A 21,494-nucleotide genomic window follows, 5' to 3' on the forward strand; every position below is an offset into this window, starting at 1 on the left:
CATCTGTGAAATTATTGGAAATGAGATACTTGTTTCCATCTCGATTAAATCTTTATTAGCAATGGCCAGCCGGGATACAAAAAGCGTATGAAGATTATACCCGGCTCTTTATCGGGCCAAACTCTCTCCATGCTCCCCAATGTGAATCGGTTTATTTAGACCGTGAATTTTGATTGTTTGAGGAACAAACATGACAAGTTAATACCGTTAAAATAGGGGTATACCTGAGTGATCGTTTGGAAACATCTGCAGAAACAAAGCTGTACCAGTGAACAGCCAAGAATATCTTGTACTTGAACAAGAAACAGCTGAGCTTTTTAAAGAAATCTTTAACAATCAATATGAAGTACTGGGTTTGAAGGCACTCGTAATTCATTTTCACGGTGTTTTCAAACCATAGCTATTAATAGGCATCTTATTTTGCACTGGTATCGACAGGTTTAACAAATAAAACATGAATGAACACATTATTAATTTGCAGTTATTTCCGTTTCGTGATATGATAAAGGAGAATTATTTTTGTTCGTGTAAAGGATAGTATGAATATCGACTTTTCGTCTTGATGATACTTTGGGCAAGGATAGTAATACAATGTGTAACACACTAGGAGGCAACAAAAATGGAACAAGGTACAGTTAAATGGTTTAATGCAGAAAAAGGTTTTGGATTTATCGAACGTGAAAATGGAGACGATGTATTCGTACACTTTTCTGCAATCCAAAGTGACGGATTCAAATCTTTAGACGAAGGTCAAAAAGTAACGTTTGACGTTGAGCAAGGTGCTCGCGGAGCTCAAGCTGCTAACGTTCAAAAAACTGCTTAATCTTCAATCGTTTATACAAACAGGCTCTTTATATAGGGCCTGTTTTTTTATGTTCTCTGTATCATACTGAATAAAAAAACCCTACTCAACGTTCGAGTAGGGACAGTTGCTACAAGGTAAGAAAAAGGTTTAAAACCTCAAAGGATTGTTTACAGTATAACATACCGGATTGACGATATGTGGAATATATATAAATGATTTGTTTTTATGTTCTCAAGATAACTGTATGTTATTCTTTGTTACAATTCGCATATCTCTTTTATGAAAAGAAGATAACCAACTGCTATTCACTGTGGAAGCAGATGTAAGAAATTCTTAAAGATAAAGAGGGGAGTGGTTGTTTTTTCTTCTGGAAATAATCACTTAGACCTAAAACAATGAAAGCCCTGCCTCTCTTCCATCCTTACGGCTCCTTGTCCGTGCCAGTGTGAATCAGGATTACAAAAATCAAGTGACTATTTCATCGAGTTTTTTGATAAAACATCAAATGTTCGTTAAAGAAAAAAATAAAACAGATTAGATTGTAGGAATAATAAAAGAGGTTAATGTTCTAAAAGTAAGTTGAAGAAGTTAAGCGTCTTTGAAATATTTTAATTGTAATATTCCGAAAACTCGCGGGTGCTTTTTGGAATGCAAAACATTATTTAAAATTAACCTTAGCAGAAACTTTTTATTTGTTTTTCAGTGATTCCTTTAATGACTTCCAGTTCACTAATCAAAAATTCATATGCATTATCCAACATTTTTTTTTCACTTGAATTAAGTGCTTTTTCTTTCTTCATTCGCATTAAATCACGTACAACTTCAGCGCCTTCTTGTATTTCACCCGTTTTTATTTTGTTCGTGTTTACTATATACCTTTGCTTCCACGGCAGTAACCTATCTGATTCTCCATGCTGAAAAATGTGTATAATGTGTTTTAATGCACGTATATCAGTAACTGGCCGTATATTTGAACTCAATATTTTACGCGTTGGAATCATAACTGTCATATTACTGATTGACATTCTTATGACATAATACTGTTGTTTTTCCTCTAAGAATTGTTTTTCTTCTATGGCTTCAATTGTACCTGCTCCGTGCATTGGATAAACAATGTTATCGCCAATTTGAAACATATAATCCACCTCCATATATGGGAACTTAACTTAAGGTTACCATATATGGAGTGAGATATCAAATTTTTAATGATAACATGGTCATTTATTGGTGTCAATAACTTTTTTAAAAAAACAACATCAAAATAAGAGGGAACCTGTGCGATTCCTAAAAAAGGAAAGGTCAATTGGTCCGTGTATATCTTGGAATCTCGACTAATTAACAGAGATCAGTTTTTCGTTGAAAATGAGTTATTAAATTTCCTTTAGGAGTTCATGACTTGACATCAATGACACGTTTACTAATCTATATGGGCACAATTTAATCACCGATTTTTAACCATAATTCAATTAATGAAATGATAAAATAGGAGAAGACAGCCAAAAAGAAATGAGAGCAGATTCAGATGAGAAACACAAGAATAACTCATCGTGATCGTATTCGTACACATTTTTATAGAGGAGGACAATTATGATCGGAATACTGGCAGGAATGGGGCCAAAATCTACTGGGCCATTTGTAGATAAGGTAGTAGACGAGTGCCAAAAAATATATGGAGCAATACATGACATGGATTTCCCTCATATGATGATCTATTCTTGTCCGACTCCTTTCTATATGAATAAACCTCTCAATCATACGGACATGGAAAAGGCAATTATTGAGGGGGCTGTAAAGCTTGAAAAAACGGGTGTTGATTTTATTGCCATCCCATGTAATACCGCACATATCTATTTTAATCAAATAAAAAAATCGCTTTCAGTCCCTTTACTAAACATGGTTGATGAAACCATAAAAAAAATACCTAAAGGCTCAAAAAAAGCAGCTCTTTTAGCCACCGTTCCTACAGTTCAATCTGGAATATTTCAAGAAGCGTTAAACAGAGAAGGTTATGATTTTTTACATCAAGATAGTTGGCAAATCTATGTCGATCACATAATAGAGAAGATTAAACAAGGTCAAATCAATGAGGCTGGTACATTATATGATGAATTACACCGTGAATTAGCAGAAAAGGTTGATACGGTTATCATTGCATGTACGGATTTAAATATTGTCACGGATCAAAAAAGCAGCGAACTTACCTTTGTTGATTCATCAGCTTGTCTCGCTCAAGCCATTGTAAATAAGTATGTATCATTAACAAAATAAGCCGTCTGATTTATCAGCAAATGCAGGGCGCTTTTTTCCGTTAAAGCGCCCGGCTTCGGCAAATACATGATCCTCGATTACTTCTTTGAATGTAACTTCCCCGCGTTATTGTTCTTTTAACATTGAATATTTTCGATACGCTTTATAGTAACTGAAGCCGAAGACAACAGCCATAAGAGCGGGAAGCGACCTCAAAAGGGCAAATGGAGTTTCAAATAAAAATGCTTTCCAAAACATTGCGCCTTCCATACTCCACAGACCTTCAGCTAAATACAAACCTGAATCCTTGTAAATCAAATAAGAATAAAATAAGCAAAGTAAACCAAAACAAGATGAATAACCCATTAATCTTTTATAATAATTACTCTTTGATTGGCGATCCGAGAAGATTTCATTTTGATCATCATCTTCTTTTTGCCAATATCGAGTTCCGCTGAGCCATGGGCTGTTTATATAACTCCAGCCGAAGTCTTCATAGATCTCTCTGTAGTCTTTGAACTTTTTCTTTGATAAATAATCATGATAATCCAGTCTCATTACATATCTCTTGTCGGTTTTTTCGAAAGTGTATATTCCTAATCCGCTGATATTTGTACAGCGATAGCCTTTTTGTAATTGCTCGTTCAGCCATTGCTCCTCTTTTTCAATATCAAAAAACATCTTAAATTTCTTCATTCGATTCACTTCCTTCATGCAGGGATAAAATATGCAGTAACCTGTTTTGTTCCATCTTCAAAATGGCGCTTCCTTCCGCAGTTATCATATAAACCTTTCTCCGGCCCGATTCTCCAACAGGTTCAATCCATCCATGCTTATTCAAGTTTTCAATCGCGCCGTATAATGTGCCGGCCGCTAAAATAACAGTTCCGTTACTCATCTTTTCGATCTTCTGCATGGCGGCATAGCCATGAAGCGGCTCACGCAGAGCTAATAAAATATAATGCATGGTTTCAGACAGCGGTAATAATTTATGTTTCATATCCTCATCCTCTATTCAGTCTGACTATATAGTTAAACTTAATACAGTTCAACTGAATAGTCAATGGTCTTTTCAAAATTTGTCAAAGGAACTTGAAAATCAAATCTAAAAAGTCGCTTTTCTTACGTAATGGGAAGCGACTACTGAGTAGTCCTATTCAATTAAATGGCCCGATTGTTGGATGTAATGCTTAACTTCAGTGCTTGAAATGCCGGGTGGTAATAAGCTAAGCTTTCACTTTATCGAATGCCCAGCGTATAAACACCCCGTAAAGGTCCAAACCCTCTCGGCCGCATTAATAATACCAAGGGTGTTGAGTCCCTTGGTATTTTTTGTTCATTGAATTATTATAAACTTCTAACTTAGTTAATGGCTGTCGTTCCAGTTTTTCTCTATAAATGTATTCACAGGCTGTAAGTTGGTTTTGTTCGCAATTTCAATGACAGCGGGAACCACGGAAGGGTCTGTTTTGGAGAAGTTAGGAATCCGCGGATCTAACCGGAAAAAGCGATCTCCCAGCAGATTCGCGCTGACCATAGATTCATAGTAGCCATTTCCGCCGGAGATCATCTGAAGAAATGGCAGTAATGGTTCATTAGGCGACCTGTCCAAAAGGACTCCCCAATTTGGAGGAAGGTTCTTCAGATTTTCGGGACGTATGTTATCCGCACTCACCATTCCCCATCCCCTCGTATCTCTTCTTAACCGAGTCGGGGCTTCACCTGTACCGATGGATAGTGCCGCAATTTGATCCAGTGGCACGTTGGCTTTACCAACCGCAAACGCGATACTGGCCGTACTGGGGTTCGTTGCCACTACATATCCGTCCACGTAGTTTTGATAGGCGCGCTGCGTCGCGGGAGCACCGCTGCTCCGCAGTATGACATCACTCACTTTCTCATTTAAATAGGGAGAGCCGGGAAAGTTGTGAAATAATACGGGCGTCCAACGATCCAGTGCCGGGGAGTATAATTTGAATGAAGGGACAACAATTCGTTTTCTTAGATCTTTAAGGCGAAGGCCTGGCGGGAAAAAGTTTCGTACCGCTTTAATAAAACCGGAATATGGTAATTGTTGATTGAAAACAGGTCCGCCCGGCCGGGACGTGCTGAATGCGGGCAGGATTTCATCCTTAAAATACTGAAGTGTTTCCCTCGGAGATCTTCCGCTTGCTAATGCAAGGGCAGTAAATGAACCGATTGAATTTCCCGCAAATACGTGGGTTCGACTTATTAATTCTGGATTTTCTTCAGCCAGTCTGTTCAATAGCTGTAAACTTAAAGCACCTAAGGTTCCGCCCCCGTCAAAGGTCATGATCCGATATTTTGCCAAAGCTGATTTCTCCTTTCTGATGAAAACTATCATTCAGTATATGTTCAGCCAGAGTCTATTGTATGGATGAATGAATATCTCTTTATCTTAAAATTGTTCGATTTATCAATCTAGCGAGTTGTTTCTCACCATTTTTAACACCGCGTCTGTCAATGATGTGGATGGGACTATTTATTTAGAGGCGAAAGGAATATATCTTTAATTTTTTGAGGCAGCTCATGAAGGTATTCCTGGAAAGAAGGAGAATAGGTTATAAAAATAAAAGGGGGAAAAATATTTGAATACGATTGACCTTATCGTTTTACATTTTGAAGAGGTGAGACGGCGAAGCATCAAGTTATGGACAGCTATACCTGAGGAAAAAATGGACTGGCGCCCGGATTCCGAAGCCATGTCGTGTAAAGAAATGATAAGACACATATTAGAAGCAGAATTTCTTTATCATCAAATTTTAATGAAAAATATGAGTGAGTTTTCAGAGGAAACTATTAATCCTTATGAATCAAAAATGTTTACCACTGTAAGCGAAGAATTAGAATTTGCAAAACCGTATCGGGCCGAGTTTTTGACATTCATCAAATCGTTAAACGAAACAGATTTAACAAATATAAAGATTGACAGGTCTGATGTTGGATATATTCGCGAACTAGGAGACATGTTATTAAGAATCGCTTACCATGAGTCCGTACATACCGGTCAGCTTTTAGACTATCTCAGAACTGCTGAGGTTGACAGGCCTTTAATTTGGGACTAGTTAAATGATTGAGTTTTACACGGGAAGGGGAAAGAATGGAATATAAACCGATTAATTTTCAAGAGAAATTAGCTGCGTTCCAAGATCAATGGTTTCCAAAAGTAATCGCTGAAATGAATGATTATCAATTTAAACTTGTTAAGGTACAAGGGGATTTTGTTTGGCATAAGCATGACGAAACAGATGAAGTCTTCATTGTCATTAAGGGTAATTTAATCATTGAATTTCGTGATGGAGAAGTAACATTAAATGAAGGTGAAATGTTTGTCATTCCGAAAAATGTTGAACATAAACCTTATGCAGAATCAGAGTGTAACATTTTGCTTGTAGAACCTAAAGGTGTTGTGAATACCGGGCAGGAAATAACTGATCAAACAGCTGAAAATGATGTCTGGGTCTAGCCTGTAACAAAAAAATGATCAAAAATCCGAAAGATCGAAGACGATTAGAGAAAATGATCAGGAAAACCAATTAAGAATGATTTAAGGTAAATTATTGAAAAATTTTGTTAATATTATAATACATTGTTTTGAAATGTAATCATTTTATAAGGAGTTTTCTAATTGCGTTGGAGTAAATGGTTCAATATTTTTTGTATAGCAGCATTGGGGTCAATATATGGCTATAAATTGTTTACTAACCAAGAAGTCAGTACGACTCGTTTAATCATAGCTGCTGCAATTATTTTGTTGAACATTGTCGGACTTTTTAGCAAAGAACCAGTAAAACAAACACAGCAAGCAAACTAAAAGTCAAAAACACAAAAAGTTGGTACAGAAGGATGTTGCAGCGCGCAGCATCCTTTTTTCGTAGTCTCCCTTTTTACGCTGCTTATCATAAACATTTAAGTTTCATCAAGCATCCAGAATCTGTTGTATCGATAAATGAAAATTGCCCTAAAATGTGCCGGTTCATCATAATACCAGTCCAAGCTGCAGTTATTTCTATACATAGTATGTAGAGATTAAAAAATGAGAGAAGGAGTGGCGTAATGTATTATAACGAAGGTGAAGATCAACAGTACGTTCAGAAGAAAAAGCCATACAACGAAGCCTGTGACCTTGGCCATGATTTTGATATGGCGGACGACGCAGCAAGAGCGGAAGCAGCAAGAGAAGCAGAAGCGAGAGCCAGAGCGGAAGAAGCAATAGCAAGGGCGGAAGAAGCAAGAGCCAGAGCAGCAGAAGCAGCAAAAGCAGCAGCAGAAGCAAAGGTAGAAGCGGCAAAATTAGCAGCCAAAGCGAAATGTAAAAAACGTCATAAGAAAGAGAAAAAACATGATTGCAAACGTAAGCACAAGAAGAAAAAATAAGATCTTTTCATCATGTAAAAGATAAGATTCAATGTGTATTGATTTTAACCGTACAGGGGTGCAAAAACGATAAAGAATAAGATTCTTTGTCGGGGGATCAAGCAGAAAGATTGCTCAGCCGGTGTCTCAGCAGAACCACGCATGGCAGGGCAAACATAATTTTCTATGGACTTCCATAGTTAAGTCGGGATATAACGCCAATAAATGTAAGTGCCTATCATGATAAAAAAGGCAGGAGAGACAAGCGTTTCGGCAGCTTGCCGCTCTTGTCTTTTTTTTGTTTTTATATCATCTTCGCGTATATGTATCTATTTTTAAGTTTGCAGAACATCTGTCTAAGAATTTGTCCAATTCCTACATATACTGGTATCGGAATCAAATGCTTATTGGGAGTGAAATAGATGGGATCAGCACAGTTAACAGGACGCGTCATCTTCAAAGGGGACCCTGGCTATACACAGGCGGTTAAGAATTGGAACCCTTATGTTGATGTCTGTCCGCTTGTCTTTGTTTTTGCCCAAAATTCATACGATGTAAGTAATGCTATTAAATGGGCTCGTGAGAAGAATGTGCCTATGCGTGTCAGAAGCGGCCGCCATGCTCTGGATAAAAATCTTTCCACGGTAAGTGATGGGATTGTTATTGATGTGAGTGACATGAATAAAGTTTTCTTAGATGAAAAAAACGCGGTAGCAACTGTTCAAACCGGTATTCACGTCGGCCCGCTTGTAAAAGGTTTAGCTCGGGAAGGTTTTATGGCCCCGTTCGGAGACAGTCCAACCGTCGGAATCGGAGGAATCACAATGGGAGGCGGATTTGGAGTGCTTTCCCGATCGATCGGCCTGATAAGCGATAACCTTCTCGCACTGAAAATGGTAGATGCCAAAGGCAGGATTATTCAAGCAAATCAATCCCGCAATGAAGATTTACTGTGGGCTTCCAGAGGCGGCGGGGGAGGCAATTTCGGATATAACACCCAATATACATTCAAAGTTCACCGTGCCCCTAAAACCGCAACCGTCTTTAATATCATTTGGCCGTGGGAACAGTTAGAAACGGTATTTAAAGCGTGGCAAAAATGGGCGCCGTTTACAGACGAACGATTAGGATGCTATCTTGAGATTTACAGCAAAGTAAATGGCTTGTGCCATGTGGAAGGATTGTTCCTCGGTTCAAAACCAGAGCTGGTTCAATTATTAAAACCTTTATTAAATGCCGGAACACCGGCACAAACAGTAATCAAAACACTATACTACCCGGATTGTATAGATTTCTTAGATCCTGACGAACCGATTCCCGGCCGATCGGATCAGAGTGTTAAATTCTCTTCGGCGTGGGCGCTCAATCTTTGGCCGGAAGAACCTATTGCAGTAATGAGACAATTTTTAGAAAAAGCGACCGGGACAGAAACCAATTTCTTTTTTATCAATTGGGGCGGCGCGATAAGCAGAGTTCCAAGCAGTGAAACAGCCTTCTATTGGCGCCGACCATTGTTTTATACGGAATGGACGGCCAGTTGGAAAAATAAATCACAAGAAGCTTCGAATCTTGCATCAGTTGAAAGAGTGCGTCAGCTGATGAAACCATATGTAACAGGTTCATATGTGAATGTTCCGGATCAAAATATCGAGAACTTCGGAAAAGCATATTATGGCTCAAACTTTGCAAGGCTTCAAAGAATAAAGGCGAAATACGATCCCGAAAATGTATTCCGTTTTCCGCAAAGCATCCCGCCATCGTATAAATAGTTTGATCGTTTTTGGAAACAAATAAAAAACACACCAGAACATTCAGGTGTGTTTTTATTGTTGCTAAATGTGGTTATTCAATTGCATCCCAGTGCGGATTCCAAACGATTTCCCATAAGTGTCCATCGGGGTCTTGGAAGTGACCGGAGTATCCGCCCCAAAAAGTATCATGAGCGGGATCAGTTATCGTTGCTCCTGCCTGTTTTGCCTGTTCCATGACTTTATCGGCTTCAGCTTTACTGCCAACATTATGTCCTAATGTAAATTCTGCAGGGCTTGGCGCAGTTAACGTAACGTTTGTTTCATGTGCGATGTCTTTGCGGTTCCAAATGGCAAGTTTCAGTCCTGTTTGTAAGTCAAAAAAGGCAACTGCACCATGTTCAAATTCTGTACCGGCTATTCCCTCTGTAGGCAGACCCAAGCCATCTCGATAGAAGTGAAGCGATTTTTCTAAATTGTCTGCGCCTAAAGTAATTACTGTAATCCGCGGCTTCATAGCAATCATTGATCAAGAGCAATATAAAGTATTGGACATTTTCATTGAAAAGATTTTGACATTTCAGTAAAGAACCTATATATTCATATATGAGCACATAATCATATACGGTTATTTTTGTGTCCATGTTAGAATGCTTCATAACAGAAAAGAAATAATAAATGCAGTGTATGAGATAAGGAGGAGATTTTTATGGGTCACAATCACAATCACGCTGGCGGATCCAATAAGAAGGTTTTATTGATCTCTTTTATCATGATTACAAGTTATATGATAATAGAAGCGATAGGCGGATTTTTAACCAATAGTTTAGCGCTTTTGTCAGATGCAGGCCATATGCTGAGTGACTCGATCTCATTAATGGTTGCTCTGATTGCTTTTAAATTGGCCGAAAAAAAGGCAAGTCATCATAAGACATTCGGCTACAAACGATTTGAGATTCTCGCAGCTGTGATAAACGGTGTTGCATTAATATTGATTTCCCTTTATATCATTTATGAAGCAATCAAACGTTTCTCTCATCCGCCGGAGGTAGCAACAACCGGCATGCTGACGATTAGTATCATCGGGTTAGCTGTAAATATATTGGTCGCTTGGATTATGCTGAACGGCGGAGATACAAAGAATAACCTGAACATAAGAGGGGCTTACTTACATGTGATAAGTGACATGCTCGGATCTGTAGGTGCCATACTGGCTGCGATCCTTATCATCTTCTTCGGGTGGAGCTGGGCAGATCCAGCGGCCAGTGTCATTGTGGCTATTCTTGTTCTGAGAAGCGGTTACCATGTGACGAAAGACTCCATTCACGTATTAATGGAAGGAACTCCGGAAAATATCGATGTCACTGACATCATTCATACAATTGAAGAGACAGAAGGAATTCAAAGCATTCATGATTTGCACATATGGTCTATCACAAGCGGATTGAATGCTCTTTCCTGCCACGCTGTTGTTAACGATCAACTGACCATTTCAGAAAGCGAAAGTATTTTACGCAAAATTGAACATGAACTTGGAGATAAAGGCATTACACATGTAACCATTCAAATGGAAACAGCAGCGCATAATCACGACAATACGATTCTTTGTCAGGCCCAAACTGAGATTCCGCGTGACCATCATCATCATTAAAGAAGGAAATAGGGGTTCACTTTGTCTTCTGACAATTAAGCTAAAACCGCGGGGGGATTCATATGTACGACACGATAGTAATCGGAGCCGGTCAGGCAGGAATCTCAGTAGGATATTATCTAAAGAAGTCGAAACAAAAGTTTATCATTTTGGATAAAAGTCATGAAGTAGGAGAAAGCTGGAAAAACCGGTATGACTCATTGGTTTTATTTACTTCTCGAATGTACAGCTCTTTGCCTGGAATGCAGCTTGAAGGAGACAAGCATGGACTCCCTTCAAAAAATGAAATTGCTGCTTATCTGAAAAAATATGTTGAAAGATTTGAAATCCCGATCCAATTACGGACAGAAGTAATAAGTGTCCAAAAATTAAAGAACTATTTCTTAATAAAAACAAACCGGGAAGAATATCAAACGAAGAATCTTGTGATGGCCGCAGGTCCTTTTCATACCCCTAACATTCCATCAATATCAAGGGATGTAGCCGATCATATTCATCAATTACATTCTTCACAATATAAACATTCAAAACAACTGGCGCCTGGGAATGTACTGGTAGTCGGCGGCGGGAATAGCGGGGCTCAGATAGCTGTTGAATTATCCAAAGAAAGAGTTACATATTTGGCTTGCAGTAATAAACCGGTTTATTTCCCTTTATGGATTGGAAAAAGAAGCATCTTTTGGTGGTTTGATAAATTAGGAGTTTTACATGCAAGTCATACATCAATATTAGGCAAGTTCATTCAGAAGAAAGGCGACCCCATATTTGGGTATGAATTAAAACATGCAATAAGACAGAAGAAGATCATCTTAAAACAAAGAGTCATAGCCGGAAAGCAAAATGAAATCATTTTTAAAGATTCATCTTCATTAGAAGTAAACAATATCATTTGGGCAACTGGTTTTAAGAATCCGCTTTGTTGGATGAAAATAGAAGGTGTTTTGGATAAGGAAGGCCGAATTATACATCACCGGGGTGTTTCAGCTGTGGAAGGATTGTATTTTATTGGTTTGCCTTGGCAGCATAGGCGAGGTTCAGCGCTGCTTCAAGGTGTAGGAAATGATGCTGAATACATTGTAAAACAAATGAACGGCGGATAGACAGAGGAGAGCAGTAACTTACGTGTTTACTGCTCTTTTTTGTGTTGAATAAGTCCGGTTATGTGACTGTGTAAAGCCGAAAAAATCTTTTGGCTTAATTAATAAGAAGATCCCTGACTCATTGATTGTGCAACATTCTGACGTACCTCCCGAGCTAACTGCGCGGCACGTAAGGAAGCCTGCCAAATAGCCGGACTCACTGCAGATTGACTGATGGATAATGCCTGTTGTGTGGCTGGAACCATTGGTCTTAGGAGATTTTCCGCCTCGTCTACAGATGACTCGTATTGGTGACCGGCTGCTCTTCTCAGGTCTGCTATCGCTGCGGGGAAGTTTGACCATAGACGAAGTATTGAATTCATGCAGCCAACCATAAGAGGAAAATGAGGAGCCCGGCCTTGTCCGGAGGCGAGAAGCTCTGCTGCGCCTAAAGCGGAATAAACGTGATAGCTCAACGGAGTAAGATATTTCGCGTGTACAATATGAAGTTCTCGTAATCCCCAAGTGTCTGGAAGAAATCTGAATTCTGAACTCATACCGCATCCCAGAGCGAGTGCTCTGCTGACAGCCTGCAAGTGTTTCACTACCGCAGCCATTGATTGTTGAAAGGAGGATGAGTGTATTGGAATTTGTTGAATCGCAGATAAATGGCTTCGCATTTTAAGATTTGCCTGACTTAAATCAGGCTGCTGTCTGTAATCATATACATAATACGGATAATAATAATACATGTCTAAACTCCCTTTATGAATGACTTTTAGGAGCAGGATATGCACCCAGATTGTTTTTGATAAGGGCATGTGCCTAAATTATCCATCAGTGCAACGATTTTAGTCCGCGCATATTCAGTTGGTATTTTTTATGCAAACGGATTTTGTGGCCAAAACGTTTCTGCTAACTTAAGTCTTTTAGGCTGAACAAGGGAATTTCTTTGTACGGCACACTCTCATTACCAAAAGCATAGGATAATATCACAAAAATTTAAAATTGCGGGGATGAAAAATGTATTATATACCTTTTTCGCATCAATATTATTATTGTGTGAATGTACCGATGTATAGCGATGGAAGATCTGTTTATTGGACTTTTCCAAATAACTATGATCCTTCATACGAAGATAGAAACCTTCTCTTGAAAGATTATGGACCAAAACCATTCGTTGTGAATATCAATAAAGCCGCAAAACAAAACAATACATTCCGTACGGCTCTATGGACGGGAAAACATTTTCAAATTACTTTAATGAGTATCGGCATTGGAGAAGATATCGGTTTGGAAATCCACCCCCACGTAGATCAATTCTTACGGATTGAGCAAGGCCGGGGGATCGTTAAAATGGGTAAGAGCAAGGAACATTTAACATTCCAAAGAAATGTCTATGATGACTTTGCCATTGTTGTCCCTGCCGGCACTTGGCACAATGTTGTGAATACGGGTAATACGCCGTTAAAACTGTATTCAATTTATGCTCCTCCTAACCATCCGTTTGGTACAGTTCATGTGACAAAGGCCGATGCAGCGGCTGCGGAAGATTAGTATAGGATTCCAGAGGACTTTACTGCTGCAAAGACTATAGAAAAAATCGTATTTGGACAGCATCATTAAATAAAGCGATTGAATGGCTGAAACACAAAATATTAACGTTTCAGCTTGTCATAGTGCAGTTGATGCGATGCTTTATTCCACAACTTTTCAACAGCAAATGTGGTTTTTTGTCTGTACATTTTAATTGATTGGCAGTCAGTGAAAATAGGCAATCCGCAGGAAATTTGTAATAAATTTATCCTTGCTCCTCCTAATAAGCGGCTTTAACTGCCAAGTTTCTGTTTCTCTTCAAACCATTTGCGAAGCTGATGAATATGAGCTTGATGATATCTATTATGGTCTGCCATATGCATATTCCCCATTGAATGGTTGCTTGTTTTTCTGCTTCATAATCTACTGTATGATTCAGCTGATCGTCAGTTAACTCATAACAAACAGACTTAAACATGCTGAATACTTCTTCATAATCAGTGAGAATTTGTTCTAATGAAACACCGGAAATGAAAGGGAGCTTATTGTTCTGATCTAACATTGGTCCATACTTCTCTTCAAGCTGCTTTGGTATCGGTTCACCCTTTATTCTGAATATCCAGTTGAGATCAACATATGCTAAGTGTCTTATTAGCTGAGCTGTACTATTGTATGTTTGATTTGGTCCTTTATAATCAATCTCCTGCTGTGACATGTCTGACACAATGGATATTAAGCGGCTGTAATTTTCATTAACGGCAGAATACAGCATCACCTCATTAGCACAATTTTTATATTCAGTTTGTCTTATTACTCATATTTGTCAAGCCATCCAGGGAATGAATCGCTAGAGGATGAAGCAATGAAGCAGGCTCTCTTTGCCTGCTTTTTTTGTGTGTCGGCCTATACATCTGACATGTTTGTTTATCTGAAACTGTACCTTTTTAAATGTCAGACAGTGTTATATGATACTCTGCAGATATTCAAGAATATGTACTTGGAGGACATTCTCATGCGAAATTTTAATGTTGCTATCCCTACGCCTTTTCATGAAGATGAAAGTTTATATTTAGAAGGATTTGATGCTATTGTCGAACATTTGAAAAACAGCGGTATCCATTCGTTACTCATATGCGGCACGACTGGTGAACAGCATTCACTCAGCATAGATGAGCGTCTTCAGATCATTGAGTATGTTCATCAGCGAAAATTTGAAGATGTTGAACTGATGTTCGGTGTTTCAGCCGTAAGAACCAGTGATGCCGTCAAACTGATGAAACACATCGAGAAAACCAATATTGATTCTGTACTGATTGGTTTTCCTCCTTATATAAGACCGACACAGCAGCAAGCCGTTTATTACGTTGACGAACTTCTCAGTCATACCTCTAAAGAGGCTGTGCTTTATAATAACCCCGGCCGGACCGGTTTTAATCTGAGTGAGAAAGCGCTTAAAGACTTAATAAGCCGGCATTCCGGGATAAAGGGGCTGAAAGAAGGAGGAGACGTTCTGCGTCATAAACAAACAGAGTTCCCTGATCACTTTATTTTGTTTGCGGCAGGAGACGTTGAATTTCCGAAGATGCTGAGTAACGGGTGTAACGGCCTGTCAAGCATGGCTGGAAATGTCTATCCTGAAGAAATCAGAGAAAGCTTCAGCAGCTTATCAGAAAATAAACCGATTAATCTGGACCGAATAAACGATCTGATTGCTGAAGTGACAAATCATCATACTGTCATGAATATAAAAAATCACTATAAGAAGATTGGGATTCAAGCAGGCAGCTGCCGGTCACCCATTATATAAGAAATGTTCCGTCGCGGATAAGTGAAAAATGTGATCAGCGCGCTTTCTGTACTTGGATTAGGCTTAATAAGCAAGTTATATAATACTGTCATTAGCGGGGGCGTAAGCATTTGTTTAGCTTTACATAAGGGAAACCTTATGATATGGTGATTATTGCTAATATTGACAAGAAAGAGGTGAAAGCGATGATAACGATTTATGGAATTTTGTATGGTAAAAATGCAAAAATTGGAAACATCTTGGCGGACAAAGGGAGCAGTCTGTCCTTTTTTAAGCCAAATCACCATACAAAAACAGTTATCGGTGCTTTTTCTCTATGTCAAATAAACGATAATCCAATGACATAATGTCCTTGTTTATTTGTGCATGATGTTATTTAAGCGTAACACCGATAATTGTGTCGGTGTTTTTTTGTGCCTGATTTTAAAAAAAGGTTAGATGATCACTCCCTTCTATTTACTCAAACAAACAAGAGTATTATGGAAGGATGAGAAAACATGCAACAAAAAAACAAGTATATAAGAATTCAAGAGTTCCTGAAGCAAAATAAATTTCCTGATTTTAGAATGAATCAAATCAAAAATGCTGTATTCCAAGGGAGAATAAATCATTTCAATGAAATAACGGTTCTTCCTAAATCCTTGAGAAAATTGTTAATAGAGGAGTTCGGAGAGTCAATTTTAAATATTGCTCCTTTAAAAGTGCAGCATTCTGAGCAAGTTACAAAAGTCTTATTTGAAATTTCAGGAGACGAAAAAATAGAAACGGTTAATATGAAATATAAAGCCGGTTGGGAGTCATTTTGTATATCCTCGCAGTGCGGCTGTCATTTTGGCTGTAAATTTTGTGCAACAGGAGATATTGGTTTAAAACGCAATTTAACGTCAGATGAAATGACTGACCAAATTTTGTACTTTCACTTAAAAGGACATTCAATTGACAGTATTTCTTTTATGGGAATGGGAGAAGCATTAGCGAATGTACAAGTTTTTGATGCTTTACATGTGCTTACAAATCCGAAGTTGTTTGCTTTAAGCCCTCGCAGGTTATCTATTTCGACCATAGGTATTATTCCGGGCATTAAAAAAATCACTCAGGATTATCCGCAGGTCAACCTGACGTTTTCATTACATTCTCCTTTTAATGAACAGCGAAGCAAGTTAATGCCGATTAATGAACGCTACCCGTTATTGGAGGTAATGGACACATTAGATGAGCATATACGTGTGACCTCAAGAAAAGTTTATATTGCTTATATTATGCTGCCGGGAGTCAATGATTCTATTGATCATGCGAATGAAGTAGTAAATCTTTTAAGAAGCAGATATAAGAGAGGGAACTTGTTCCATGTAAACATCATTAGATATAACCCGACTGTTAGTTCACCTATGAGATTTGAAAAAGTAAATGAGAAACAAGTTGTAAATTTCTATAAAAAATTAAAGTCAGCAGGAATTAACGTGACCGTCAGAAGTCAATTTGGCATTGATATAGATGCTGCTTGCGGACAATTATATGGAAATTATCAAAAAAATAAGAACCAATAAATCAGGTGCAGAACTCGGTTTGACTTCATATTATTTCATTTGATAACATAAAATGGTTATTGTGATTAAAAAAAAGATACCCGTTTTTATAAAAAAAGGAGTCATAACGTTGCTGAAAAGGTTTTTTCTTGTTTTTCTTACGCTGATAATGTCTATATTTGCTGTATTCGCGGCTGCTGAAGAGTCTCCCGGCGATCGTGTCATTTCTTTTGACGAGCCTATGATTTTATTGATCTCACTCGGAATCATCTTATGTTTGTTCATTCCGCCATTCGTCATGTCCTTTTTTGGCAGCTTGGTTGTGAGAATCATATCCGGAGTCTATCAATGTTTTATCGTCCTCACGTTTGCGGGGCTCATTCCGATTGGATTTCTGATTCCCAATGGCTTTTTGACAATTCTTGCTGCCGTACTGGGGACTTTGGTCAGTTCAGCGAGTGTTGCCGTGACCTTATTCGTTGGCAGGACAGAGAACACAAGTAAACTTTCATAAGCGGTTTTGACAACAATAACCCGCGTCCCAAAACACCAAGTGTCACAGACCCTTGGTGTTTTTTAATTCCGGCAGAAAAGAAGGTATAATGGGCGGAGAAGAGGTGTCAGCCAATGAAAATAACCAGAGAGACATTAGAAAAACAGCAAATTTGGATATATGGTGTGACTCTTGTAATCGGCGGAATAGCGGGGATCGCCGGGAAAGATTCAGGACTTCGCTGGGGATGGACGATATCACCGCTTATCGCTGTTCTCATGTATGCCATGTTTGCCCAAATCCCGTTCTTGAAGTTGAGGGAAGCCATGTCAAACCTCAAGTTTATGGCGGCTTTATTGATCGGTAATTTCTTAGCTGTACCTGTCGTTGTATGGGTGTTAACCGCCATTTTTCCTCAATCTCCTCCTATATTATTAGGGGTTTGTTTGGTATTGCTTACACCTTGTATTGATTACGTCATCGTCTTTACTCAGCTCGGCAAAGGAAATGAGAGATTAATACTGGCTTCCACGCCGGTTTTGTTCGCCGTTCAGATGGTATTGCTTCCGTTATACTTGTGGCTGTTTATCGGGAAAGAAGTGATAGGGGCTGTTCATGCGGGGCCGTTTCTGGAAGCATTCTTATGTTTAATAGCGGGACCGCTGCTGGCGGCAGTGATGACACAATTGTGGGCTGATAAGAAGCCGGCTGGAGAAAAGATGTTAGAGTGGACGGCCTGGCTGCCTGTTCCTTTGATGGCTCTGGTCTTACTGGCGGTCGTCGCCACACAAATCGGCAAGGTCATCAGTGATGCTGGCATCATTATACGTGTGATTCCGATCTATCTGTTATTCCTGCTCATTATGCCGTTTGTCTCCCGGTTTATCGCATACGCGTTCCGTCTGGATACAGGTGAAGGAAGAGCATTGATCTTCAGCACGGGCACAAGAAATTCTCTCGCAGTCCTTCCGTTAGCGCTGGCTTTGCCGGATGCTTGGGCTTCATTAGCCGCCGCTGTTATCGTCACACAGACGATTGTTGAATTGATAGGCGAATTGGTTTATATAAAAGCGGTGCCCGGATGGCTGCTGAAATAAAAAATAATTTGAACTGAAAAAAACATACCAACAAATGGGACTGACCCCATAAGATGAGACAAATAAAAACACCTTCAAGTTTGAATACGGATGATTGTTATCCGAAATTAGACTTGGAGGTGTTTTTTCTATGGGGACAAGAGTGAGTTATCCGGTTGAAGCGAAACAGAAGGCTGTAGAAATGAGATTGGCAGGCGTACCTATGAAAGAGATTATGCAGGAGTTGAATATTAAGAATAAGACACAGGTTCAGACATGGGTTAGATGGTATAAGGCTGGTGATACACATCGATTCGAACAGCCTGTTGGAAAGCAATACACTTACGGAAAAGGTCCGGAGTATTCTTCCGATTTAGAGAAACTGCAGGCAGAGATTCGTTACCTGAGACAACAGAATGAAGTTTTAAAAAAGTACAACGAATTGGAAAGGAAGTTGATAGCGAAACGTCAGTCGAACTTGTAGAAATATTGCACAGCACAATGACCGTACAGGATATCTGTATTCATTTAGGTATCTCTCGAGCGTCTTATTATCGTTGGAAGAAGAATCTGATGAAGGATCATCCCAAGCGCCATTTGGAAAAACAAATCGGCACGTTGTGCCGAGAGCACAAGTATCGATATGGATATCGAAAAATCACAGCCATACTAAAAAAGAGAATGTGTATTAACCATAAAACGGTTCAACGTATTATGCAGAAAAATCAATGGCAGTGTCGGGTTAAGGTGAAAAAGCGCAAGAAGGATGGGCAGCCATATGCCGTGGTCGATAATATATTGGATCGGAACTTTCAGTCTGATCGTCCTCTTGAAAAACTAGTAACAGACATCACATATTTGCCTTATGGACAGAAACAATTGTACCTTTCCAGTATATTAGATTTATACAATGGAGAAGTGATTGCTTTTACTATTGGGGATAAGCAGGACACAGCCTTTGTCTTACACACACTTGATCAGCTGCCCGCACTGCCAGAGAACTGTGTGTTACATAGTGACCAAGGTTCTGTGTATACATCTTACGAGTATCAAAAAGCTGTTAAAACAAAAGGCATTACCATGAGCATGTCCCGCAAAGGGACGCCCGCTGATAATGCCTCCATCGAATCGTTTCATTCCTCGCTAAAGTCTGAAACGTTCTATCTTAACAGCATTGATCGAACTACGACTGCCATCGTAGAACGCACTGTCATAGAATACATTCATTATTATAACAATATTCGTATTCAAACCAAACTAAACAACCAATCACCGATAAACTATCGGCAATTGGCTGTTTAAAAGGTGTTTTGACCCCTGTCTCAAAAACGGGGGGCAGTCCCAAATATTGGTATGTTTTTTTATGTCGATTATAAAGTTGAAATATCAATGACGAAACGGTAGCGGACATCGCTTTGGAGAACCCGTTCGTACGCTTCATCAACTTGATTGGCCGGTATCACTTCAATTTTAGGAGCAATGCCGTGCTCGGCGGCGAAATCAAGCATCTCCTGAGTCTGCGGAATACCGCCGACGAGTGAACCCGCAATGCTGCGGCGGCCCGTGATTAAGGAGAACACACTGTATGAGTCCGGCTTAGCGGGCGCTCCCACATTTACCAATGTACCGTCAATGCGAAGCAGGGATAAGTAGGCATCTACGTCAAGGTTCGCGGATACTGTATTTAAAATAAGATCAAATCGTCCGGCCAGCTCAGTAAATGTATCCGGATCGCTTGTTGCAAAGTAATGATCGGCTCCAAATTCAAGCGCTTCGTCTTTTTTGTTCATTGAGCGGCTGAGGACGGTGACCTCTGCGCCTAAAGCGTGCGCGAATTGAACGGCTAAATGTCCGAGCCCGCCCATTCCGACAATCGCCACTTTTTTGCCGGGGCCGGCATTCCAGTGTTTCAGCGGAGAGTAGGTGGTAATGCCCGCGCACAATAGCGGGCTGGCAGCATCCAAATCCAGCTGATCCGGAATCCGGACAACGAATCTGTCAGTGACAACTATTTTCTGGCTGTAGCCGCCGTACGTAGGGTTTCCGTCGTAGTCCAGGTTATTATAAGTCTGAACAACGCCTTTTGTGCAATATTGTTCGTCTCCGTTCAGACAGTATTCACATTCCCCGCAGGAGTCTACAAAACAGCCGACACCCACACGGTCGCCGACGGCAAATGTGGTGACTTCTTCACCCACGGCTTCCACAACTCCGGCAATTTCGTGTCCGGGAACCATCGGAAAGATTCCGCCGCCCCATTCATCGAATGCACTGTGGATGTCTGAGTGACAAATCCCGCTGTACTTAATATCAATCAGGATATCGTGCGGCCGTAATGCTCTTCTCTCAATCGTTGTCCGCTCAAATTTAGCTTTTGCATGCGGAGCGCTTAATACACGAGTCGGATGATTATTGCACATGGTTATCTTCCTTTCCAAGATAAAGTGATGAATCCTCTGTTCGATTTTACTTTAAATGTTAAAGCGGACTTTAAGTCAAGGAGTTTGGTTTATTTTTTTATGAAATGATATTCTATAATGGCACGCTTATGAAAGGTATGAAGGACGGGTGGTAAAAATATGAAGATTGCGCAGGCTGCAAAGCAGGTTGAGTTATCAGCCGCAACGCTTAGGTATTATGAAAGTATAGGACTGATTCCTCCGGTAAAACGCGATGAAAGCGGCATTCGCGATTATGATGAAGATGATGTGAATTGGATTCAATTTATAAAATGCATGAGAAGTGCCGGGCTGTCGATTGAGGCGCTGATTGAATATACCGCTTTATTTATTGAAGGAGCCGATCATACGATCGAACCCCGAAAAAACATCCTGATAAATGAAAGGAAAAGGCTGACGGAGAAACAGAGGGAAATTGATGAAACCATAAAACGATTAAACAGGAAGATTGAGGATTATGAAGATATCCTTGAAAATGAAGCGAAACTTAAAAACAGATTGAAAGCTGAATGTATTTCTGAATGAAGAGAAGTTGTCCCGGACGCGGGGCCGCATGAAATGTACCAAGGGAAACGAGCCTTGGTTTTTTTATTTTCTAAAGAGTGGAAACAAAACAGCTTTTTCTATCTTATCAATCATTACTTATCCTTTTTTCAGCTTGACTTTTTTACTGCAGACTTTTAAAGTGTG

General features: G+C 39.6%; 25 protein-coding genes and 1 pseudogene. 18 read left to right on the top strand and 8 right to left on the bottom strand.

All coding sequences use genetic code 11. From position 1 onward, the window contains the following. The first annotated feature begins 74 nt into the window (after nt 1–74). Entirely contained in the window at nt 75–173 is a 99-nt protein-coding gene (locus JNUCC21_RS02680) for a molecular chaperone TorD family protein (protein ID WP_369878806.1), read from the top strand. A 446-nt stretch (nt 174–619) separates the two neighbouring features. Beyond that, on the top strand, nt 620–823 hold the full coding sequence (gene cspC / locus JNUCC21_RS02685; protein ID WP_003156143.1) for a cold shock protein CspC: 204 nt from the start codon (nt 620–622) through the stop codon (nt 821–823). A gap of 656 nt (nt 824–1,479) precedes the next feature. Here cspC and JNUCC21_RS02690 read toward each other — a convergent pair. Next, on the bottom strand, nt 1,480–1,941 hold the full coding sequence (locus tag JNUCC21_RS02690; protein ID WP_041481999.1) for a CarD family transcriptional regulator: 462 nt from the start codon (nt 1,939–1,941) through the stop codon (nt 1,480–1,482). A 451-nt stretch (nt 1,942–2,392) separates the two neighbouring features. Between JNUCC21_RS02690 and JNUCC21_RS02695 the strand changes: the two genes are divergently transcribed. After that, entirely contained in the window at nt 2,393–3,073 is a 681-nt protein-coding gene (locus tag JNUCC21_RS02695; protein ID WP_369878538.1) for an aspartate/glutamate racemase family protein, read from the top strand. A gap of 105 nt (nt 3,074–3,178) precedes the next feature. On the opposite strand, the gene JNUCC21_RS02700 is transcribed toward JNUCC21_RS02695, so the two are convergent. The 3 genes from JNUCC21_RS02700 to cotR all read right to left on the bottom strand — a co-directional run bounded on the left by JNUCC21_RS02700 (nt 3,179) and on the right by cotR (nt 5,384). After that, entirely contained in the window at nt 3,179–3,748 is a 570-nt protein-coding gene (locus JNUCC21_RS02700) for a DUF2812 domain-containing protein (protein ID WP_369878539.1), read from the bottom strand. Further along, nucleotides 3,735–4,052 carry a PadR family transcriptional regulator gene (locus JNUCC21_RS02705; RefSeq protein ID WP_014416988.1) on the bottom strand — a complete coding sequence of 106 codons (318 nt, stop codon included), beginning with the start codon at nt 4,050–4,052 and terminating at the stop codon, nt 3,735–3,737. The genes JNUCC21_RS02700 and JNUCC21_RS02705 overlap by 14 nt, the downstream gene beginning before the upstream one ends. Nucleotides 4,053–4,418: 366 nt before the next feature. Further along, nucleotides 4,419–5,384 (bottom strand): sporulation hydrolase CotR, encoded by a 966-nt coding sequence (cotR, locus tag JNUCC21_RS02710; protein WP_038457049.1) that lies wholly within the window; start codon nt 5,382–5,384, stop codon nt 4,419–4,421. Nucleotides 5,385–5,661: 277 nt separating this feature from the next. Here cotR and JNUCC21_RS02715 point away from each other — a divergent pair, with 277 nt between their 5' ends. From JNUCC21_RS02715 to JNUCC21_RS02735, 5 genes are all read left to right on the top strand, one after another. Next, nucleotides 5,662–6,138 (top strand): DinB family protein, encoded by a 477-nt coding sequence (locus tag JNUCC21_RS02715; RefSeq protein WP_038457051.1) that lies wholly within the window; start codon nt 5,662–5,664, stop codon nt 6,136–6,138. Between the two features lie 35 nt (nt 6,139–6,173). Beyond that, on the top strand, nt 6,174–6,539 hold the full coding sequence (locus JNUCC21_RS02720; protein WP_216062112.1) for a cupin domain-containing protein: 366 nt from the start codon (nt 6,174–6,176) through the stop codon (nt 6,537–6,539). Between the two features lie 162 nt (nt 6,540–6,701). After that, a complete protein-coding gene (locus JNUCC21_RS02725) occupies nt 6,702–6,887 on the top strand; it encodes a hypothetical protein (RefSeq protein WP_216062113.1) in 186 nt (61 codons plus the stop codon). Between the two features lie 242 nt (nt 6,888–7,129). After that, nucleotides 7,130–7,450 carry a hypothetical protein gene (locus tag JNUCC21_RS02730; protein ID WP_032866846.1) on the top strand — a complete coding sequence of 107 codons (321 nt, stop codon included), beginning with the start codon at nt 7,130–7,132 and terminating at the stop codon, nt 7,448–7,450. A gap of 401 nt (nt 7,451–7,851) precedes the next feature. Next, nucleotides 7,852–9,198 (top strand): FAD-binding oxidoreductase, encoded by a 1,347-nt coding sequence (locus tag JNUCC21_RS02735; RefSeq protein WP_032873047.1) that lies wholly within the window; start codon nt 7,852–7,854, stop codon nt 9,196–9,198. 73 nt (nt 9,199–9,271) lie between these two features. On the opposite strand, the gene JNUCC21_RS02740 is transcribed toward JNUCC21_RS02735, so the two are convergent. Next, the gene (locus JNUCC21_RS02740; protein WP_069006901.1) at nt 9,272–9,694 is read right to left on the bottom strand and encodes a VOC family protein; all 423 of its coding nucleotides are present in this window, start codon (nt 9,692–9,694) and stop codon (nt 9,272–9,274) included. 192 nt (nt 9,695–9,886) lie between these two features. Between JNUCC21_RS02740 and JNUCC21_RS02745 the strand changes: the two genes are divergently transcribed. Together JNUCC21_RS02745 and JNUCC21_RS02750 are read left to right on the top strand one after the other, a co-directional pair. Next, a complete protein-coding gene (locus JNUCC21_RS02745) occupies nt 9,887–10,828 on the top strand; it encodes a cation diffusion facilitator family transporter (protein ID WP_085341764.1) in 942 nt (313 codons plus the stop codon). 62 nt (nt 10,829–10,890) lie between these two features. After that, nucleotides 10,891–11,928 carry an NAD(P)/FAD-dependent oxidoreductase gene (locus tag JNUCC21_RS02750; RefSeq protein WP_007609659.1) on the top strand — a complete coding sequence of 346 codons (1,038 nt, stop codon included), beginning with the start codon at nt 10,891–10,893 and terminating at the stop codon, nt 11,926–11,928. A gap of 98 nt (nt 11,929–12,026) precedes the next feature. Here JNUCC21_RS02750 and JNUCC21_RS02755 read toward each other — a convergent pair whose 3' ends face one another. Then, the gene (locus JNUCC21_RS02755; RefSeq protein ID WP_069006874.1) at nt 12,027–12,659 is read right to left on the bottom strand and encodes a hypothetical protein; all 633 of its coding nucleotides are present in this window, start codon (nt 12,657–12,659) and stop codon (nt 12,027–12,029) included. Between the two features lie 271 nt (nt 12,660–12,930). On the opposite strand from JNUCC21_RS02755, the gene JNUCC21_RS02760 reads away from it, so the two are divergent. After that, nucleotides 12,931–13,464 carry a cupin domain-containing protein gene (locus JNUCC21_RS02760; protein WP_015239243.1) on the top strand — a complete coding sequence of 178 codons (534 nt, stop codon included), beginning with the start codon at nt 12,931–12,933 and terminating at the stop codon, nt 13,462–13,464. 272 nt (nt 13,465–13,736) lie between these two features. Here JNUCC21_RS02760 and JNUCC21_RS02765 read toward each other — a convergent pair. Further along, nucleotides 13,737–14,215: pseudogene (locus JNUCC21_RS02765) on the bottom strand (DinB family protein). A gap of 240 nt (nt 14,216–14,455) precedes the next feature. Between JNUCC21_RS02765 and JNUCC21_RS02770 the strand changes: the two are divergent. The 6 genes from JNUCC21_RS02770 (at nt 14,456) to JNUCC21_RS02795 (ending at nt 19,647) form a co-directional block, all read left to right on the top strand. Continuing rightward, the gene (locus JNUCC21_RS02770; RefSeq protein WP_369878540.1) at nt 14,456–15,250 is read left to right on the top strand and encodes a dihydrodipicolinate synthase family protein; all 795 of its coding nucleotides are present in this window, start codon (nt 14,456–14,458) and stop codon (nt 15,248–15,250) included. A gap of 143 nt (nt 15,251–15,393) precedes the next feature. Continuing rightward, complete coding sequence (locus tag JNUCC21_RS02775; RefSeq protein ID WP_007409550.1) at nt 15,394–15,597, top strand: hypothetical protein; 204 nt, start codon at nt 15,394–15,396, stop codon at nt 15,595–15,597. A gap of 150 nt (nt 15,598–15,747) precedes the next feature. Further along, a complete protein-coding gene (locus JNUCC21_RS02780; protein WP_061047199.1) occupies nt 15,748–16,797 on the top strand; it encodes a Cfr family 23S rRNA (adenine(2503)-C(8))-methyltransferase in 1,050 nt (349 codons plus the stop codon). A gap of 109 nt (nt 16,798–16,906) precedes the next feature. Continuing rightward, on the top strand, nt 16,907–17,290 hold the full coding sequence (locus tag JNUCC21_RS02785) for a hypothetical protein (protein ID WP_029326203.1): 384 nt from the start codon (nt 16,907–16,909) through the stop codon (nt 17,288–17,290). A 113-nt stretch (nt 17,291–17,403) separates the two neighbouring features. Continuing rightward, entirely contained in the window at nt 17,404–18,366 is a 963-nt protein-coding gene (locus tag JNUCC21_RS02790; protein ID WP_063096254.1) for an arsenic resistance protein, read from the top strand. A gap of 130 nt (nt 18,367–18,496) precedes the next feature. Further along, nucleotides 18,497–19,647 (top strand): IS3 family transposase gene (locus tag JNUCC21_RS02795; protein WP_150123245.1). Its coding sequence is split into 2 segments (ribosomal slippage): nt 18,497–18,770 and nt 18,770–19,647, totalling 1,152 coding nucleotides; the frame shifts between segments, so codons are not numbered across the junction. Between the two features lie 68 nt (nt 19,648–19,715). On the opposite strand, the gene JNUCC21_RS02800 is transcribed toward JNUCC21_RS02795, so the two are convergent. Further along, a complete protein-coding gene (locus JNUCC21_RS02800; RefSeq protein ID WP_007609682.1) occupies nt 19,716–20,765 on the bottom strand; it encodes an NAD(P)-dependent alcohol dehydrogenase in 1,050 nt (349 codons plus the stop codon). Between the two features lie 159 nt (nt 20,766–20,924). Between JNUCC21_RS02800 and JNUCC21_RS02805 the strand changes: the two genes are divergently transcribed. Further along, the gene (locus JNUCC21_RS02805; RefSeq protein WP_007409338.1) at nt 20,925–21,329 is read left to right on the top strand and encodes a MerR family transcriptional regulator; all 405 of its coding nucleotides are present in this window, start codon (nt 20,925–20,927) and stop codon (nt 21,327–21,329) included. Nucleotides 21,330–21,494: the final 165 nt, after the last annotated feature.

The organism is Bacillus sp. JNUCC-21 (assembly GCF_041222765.1).
Classification (GTDB): Bacteria; Bacillota; Bacilli; order Bacillales; family Bacillaceae; genus Bacillus; species Bacillus velezensis.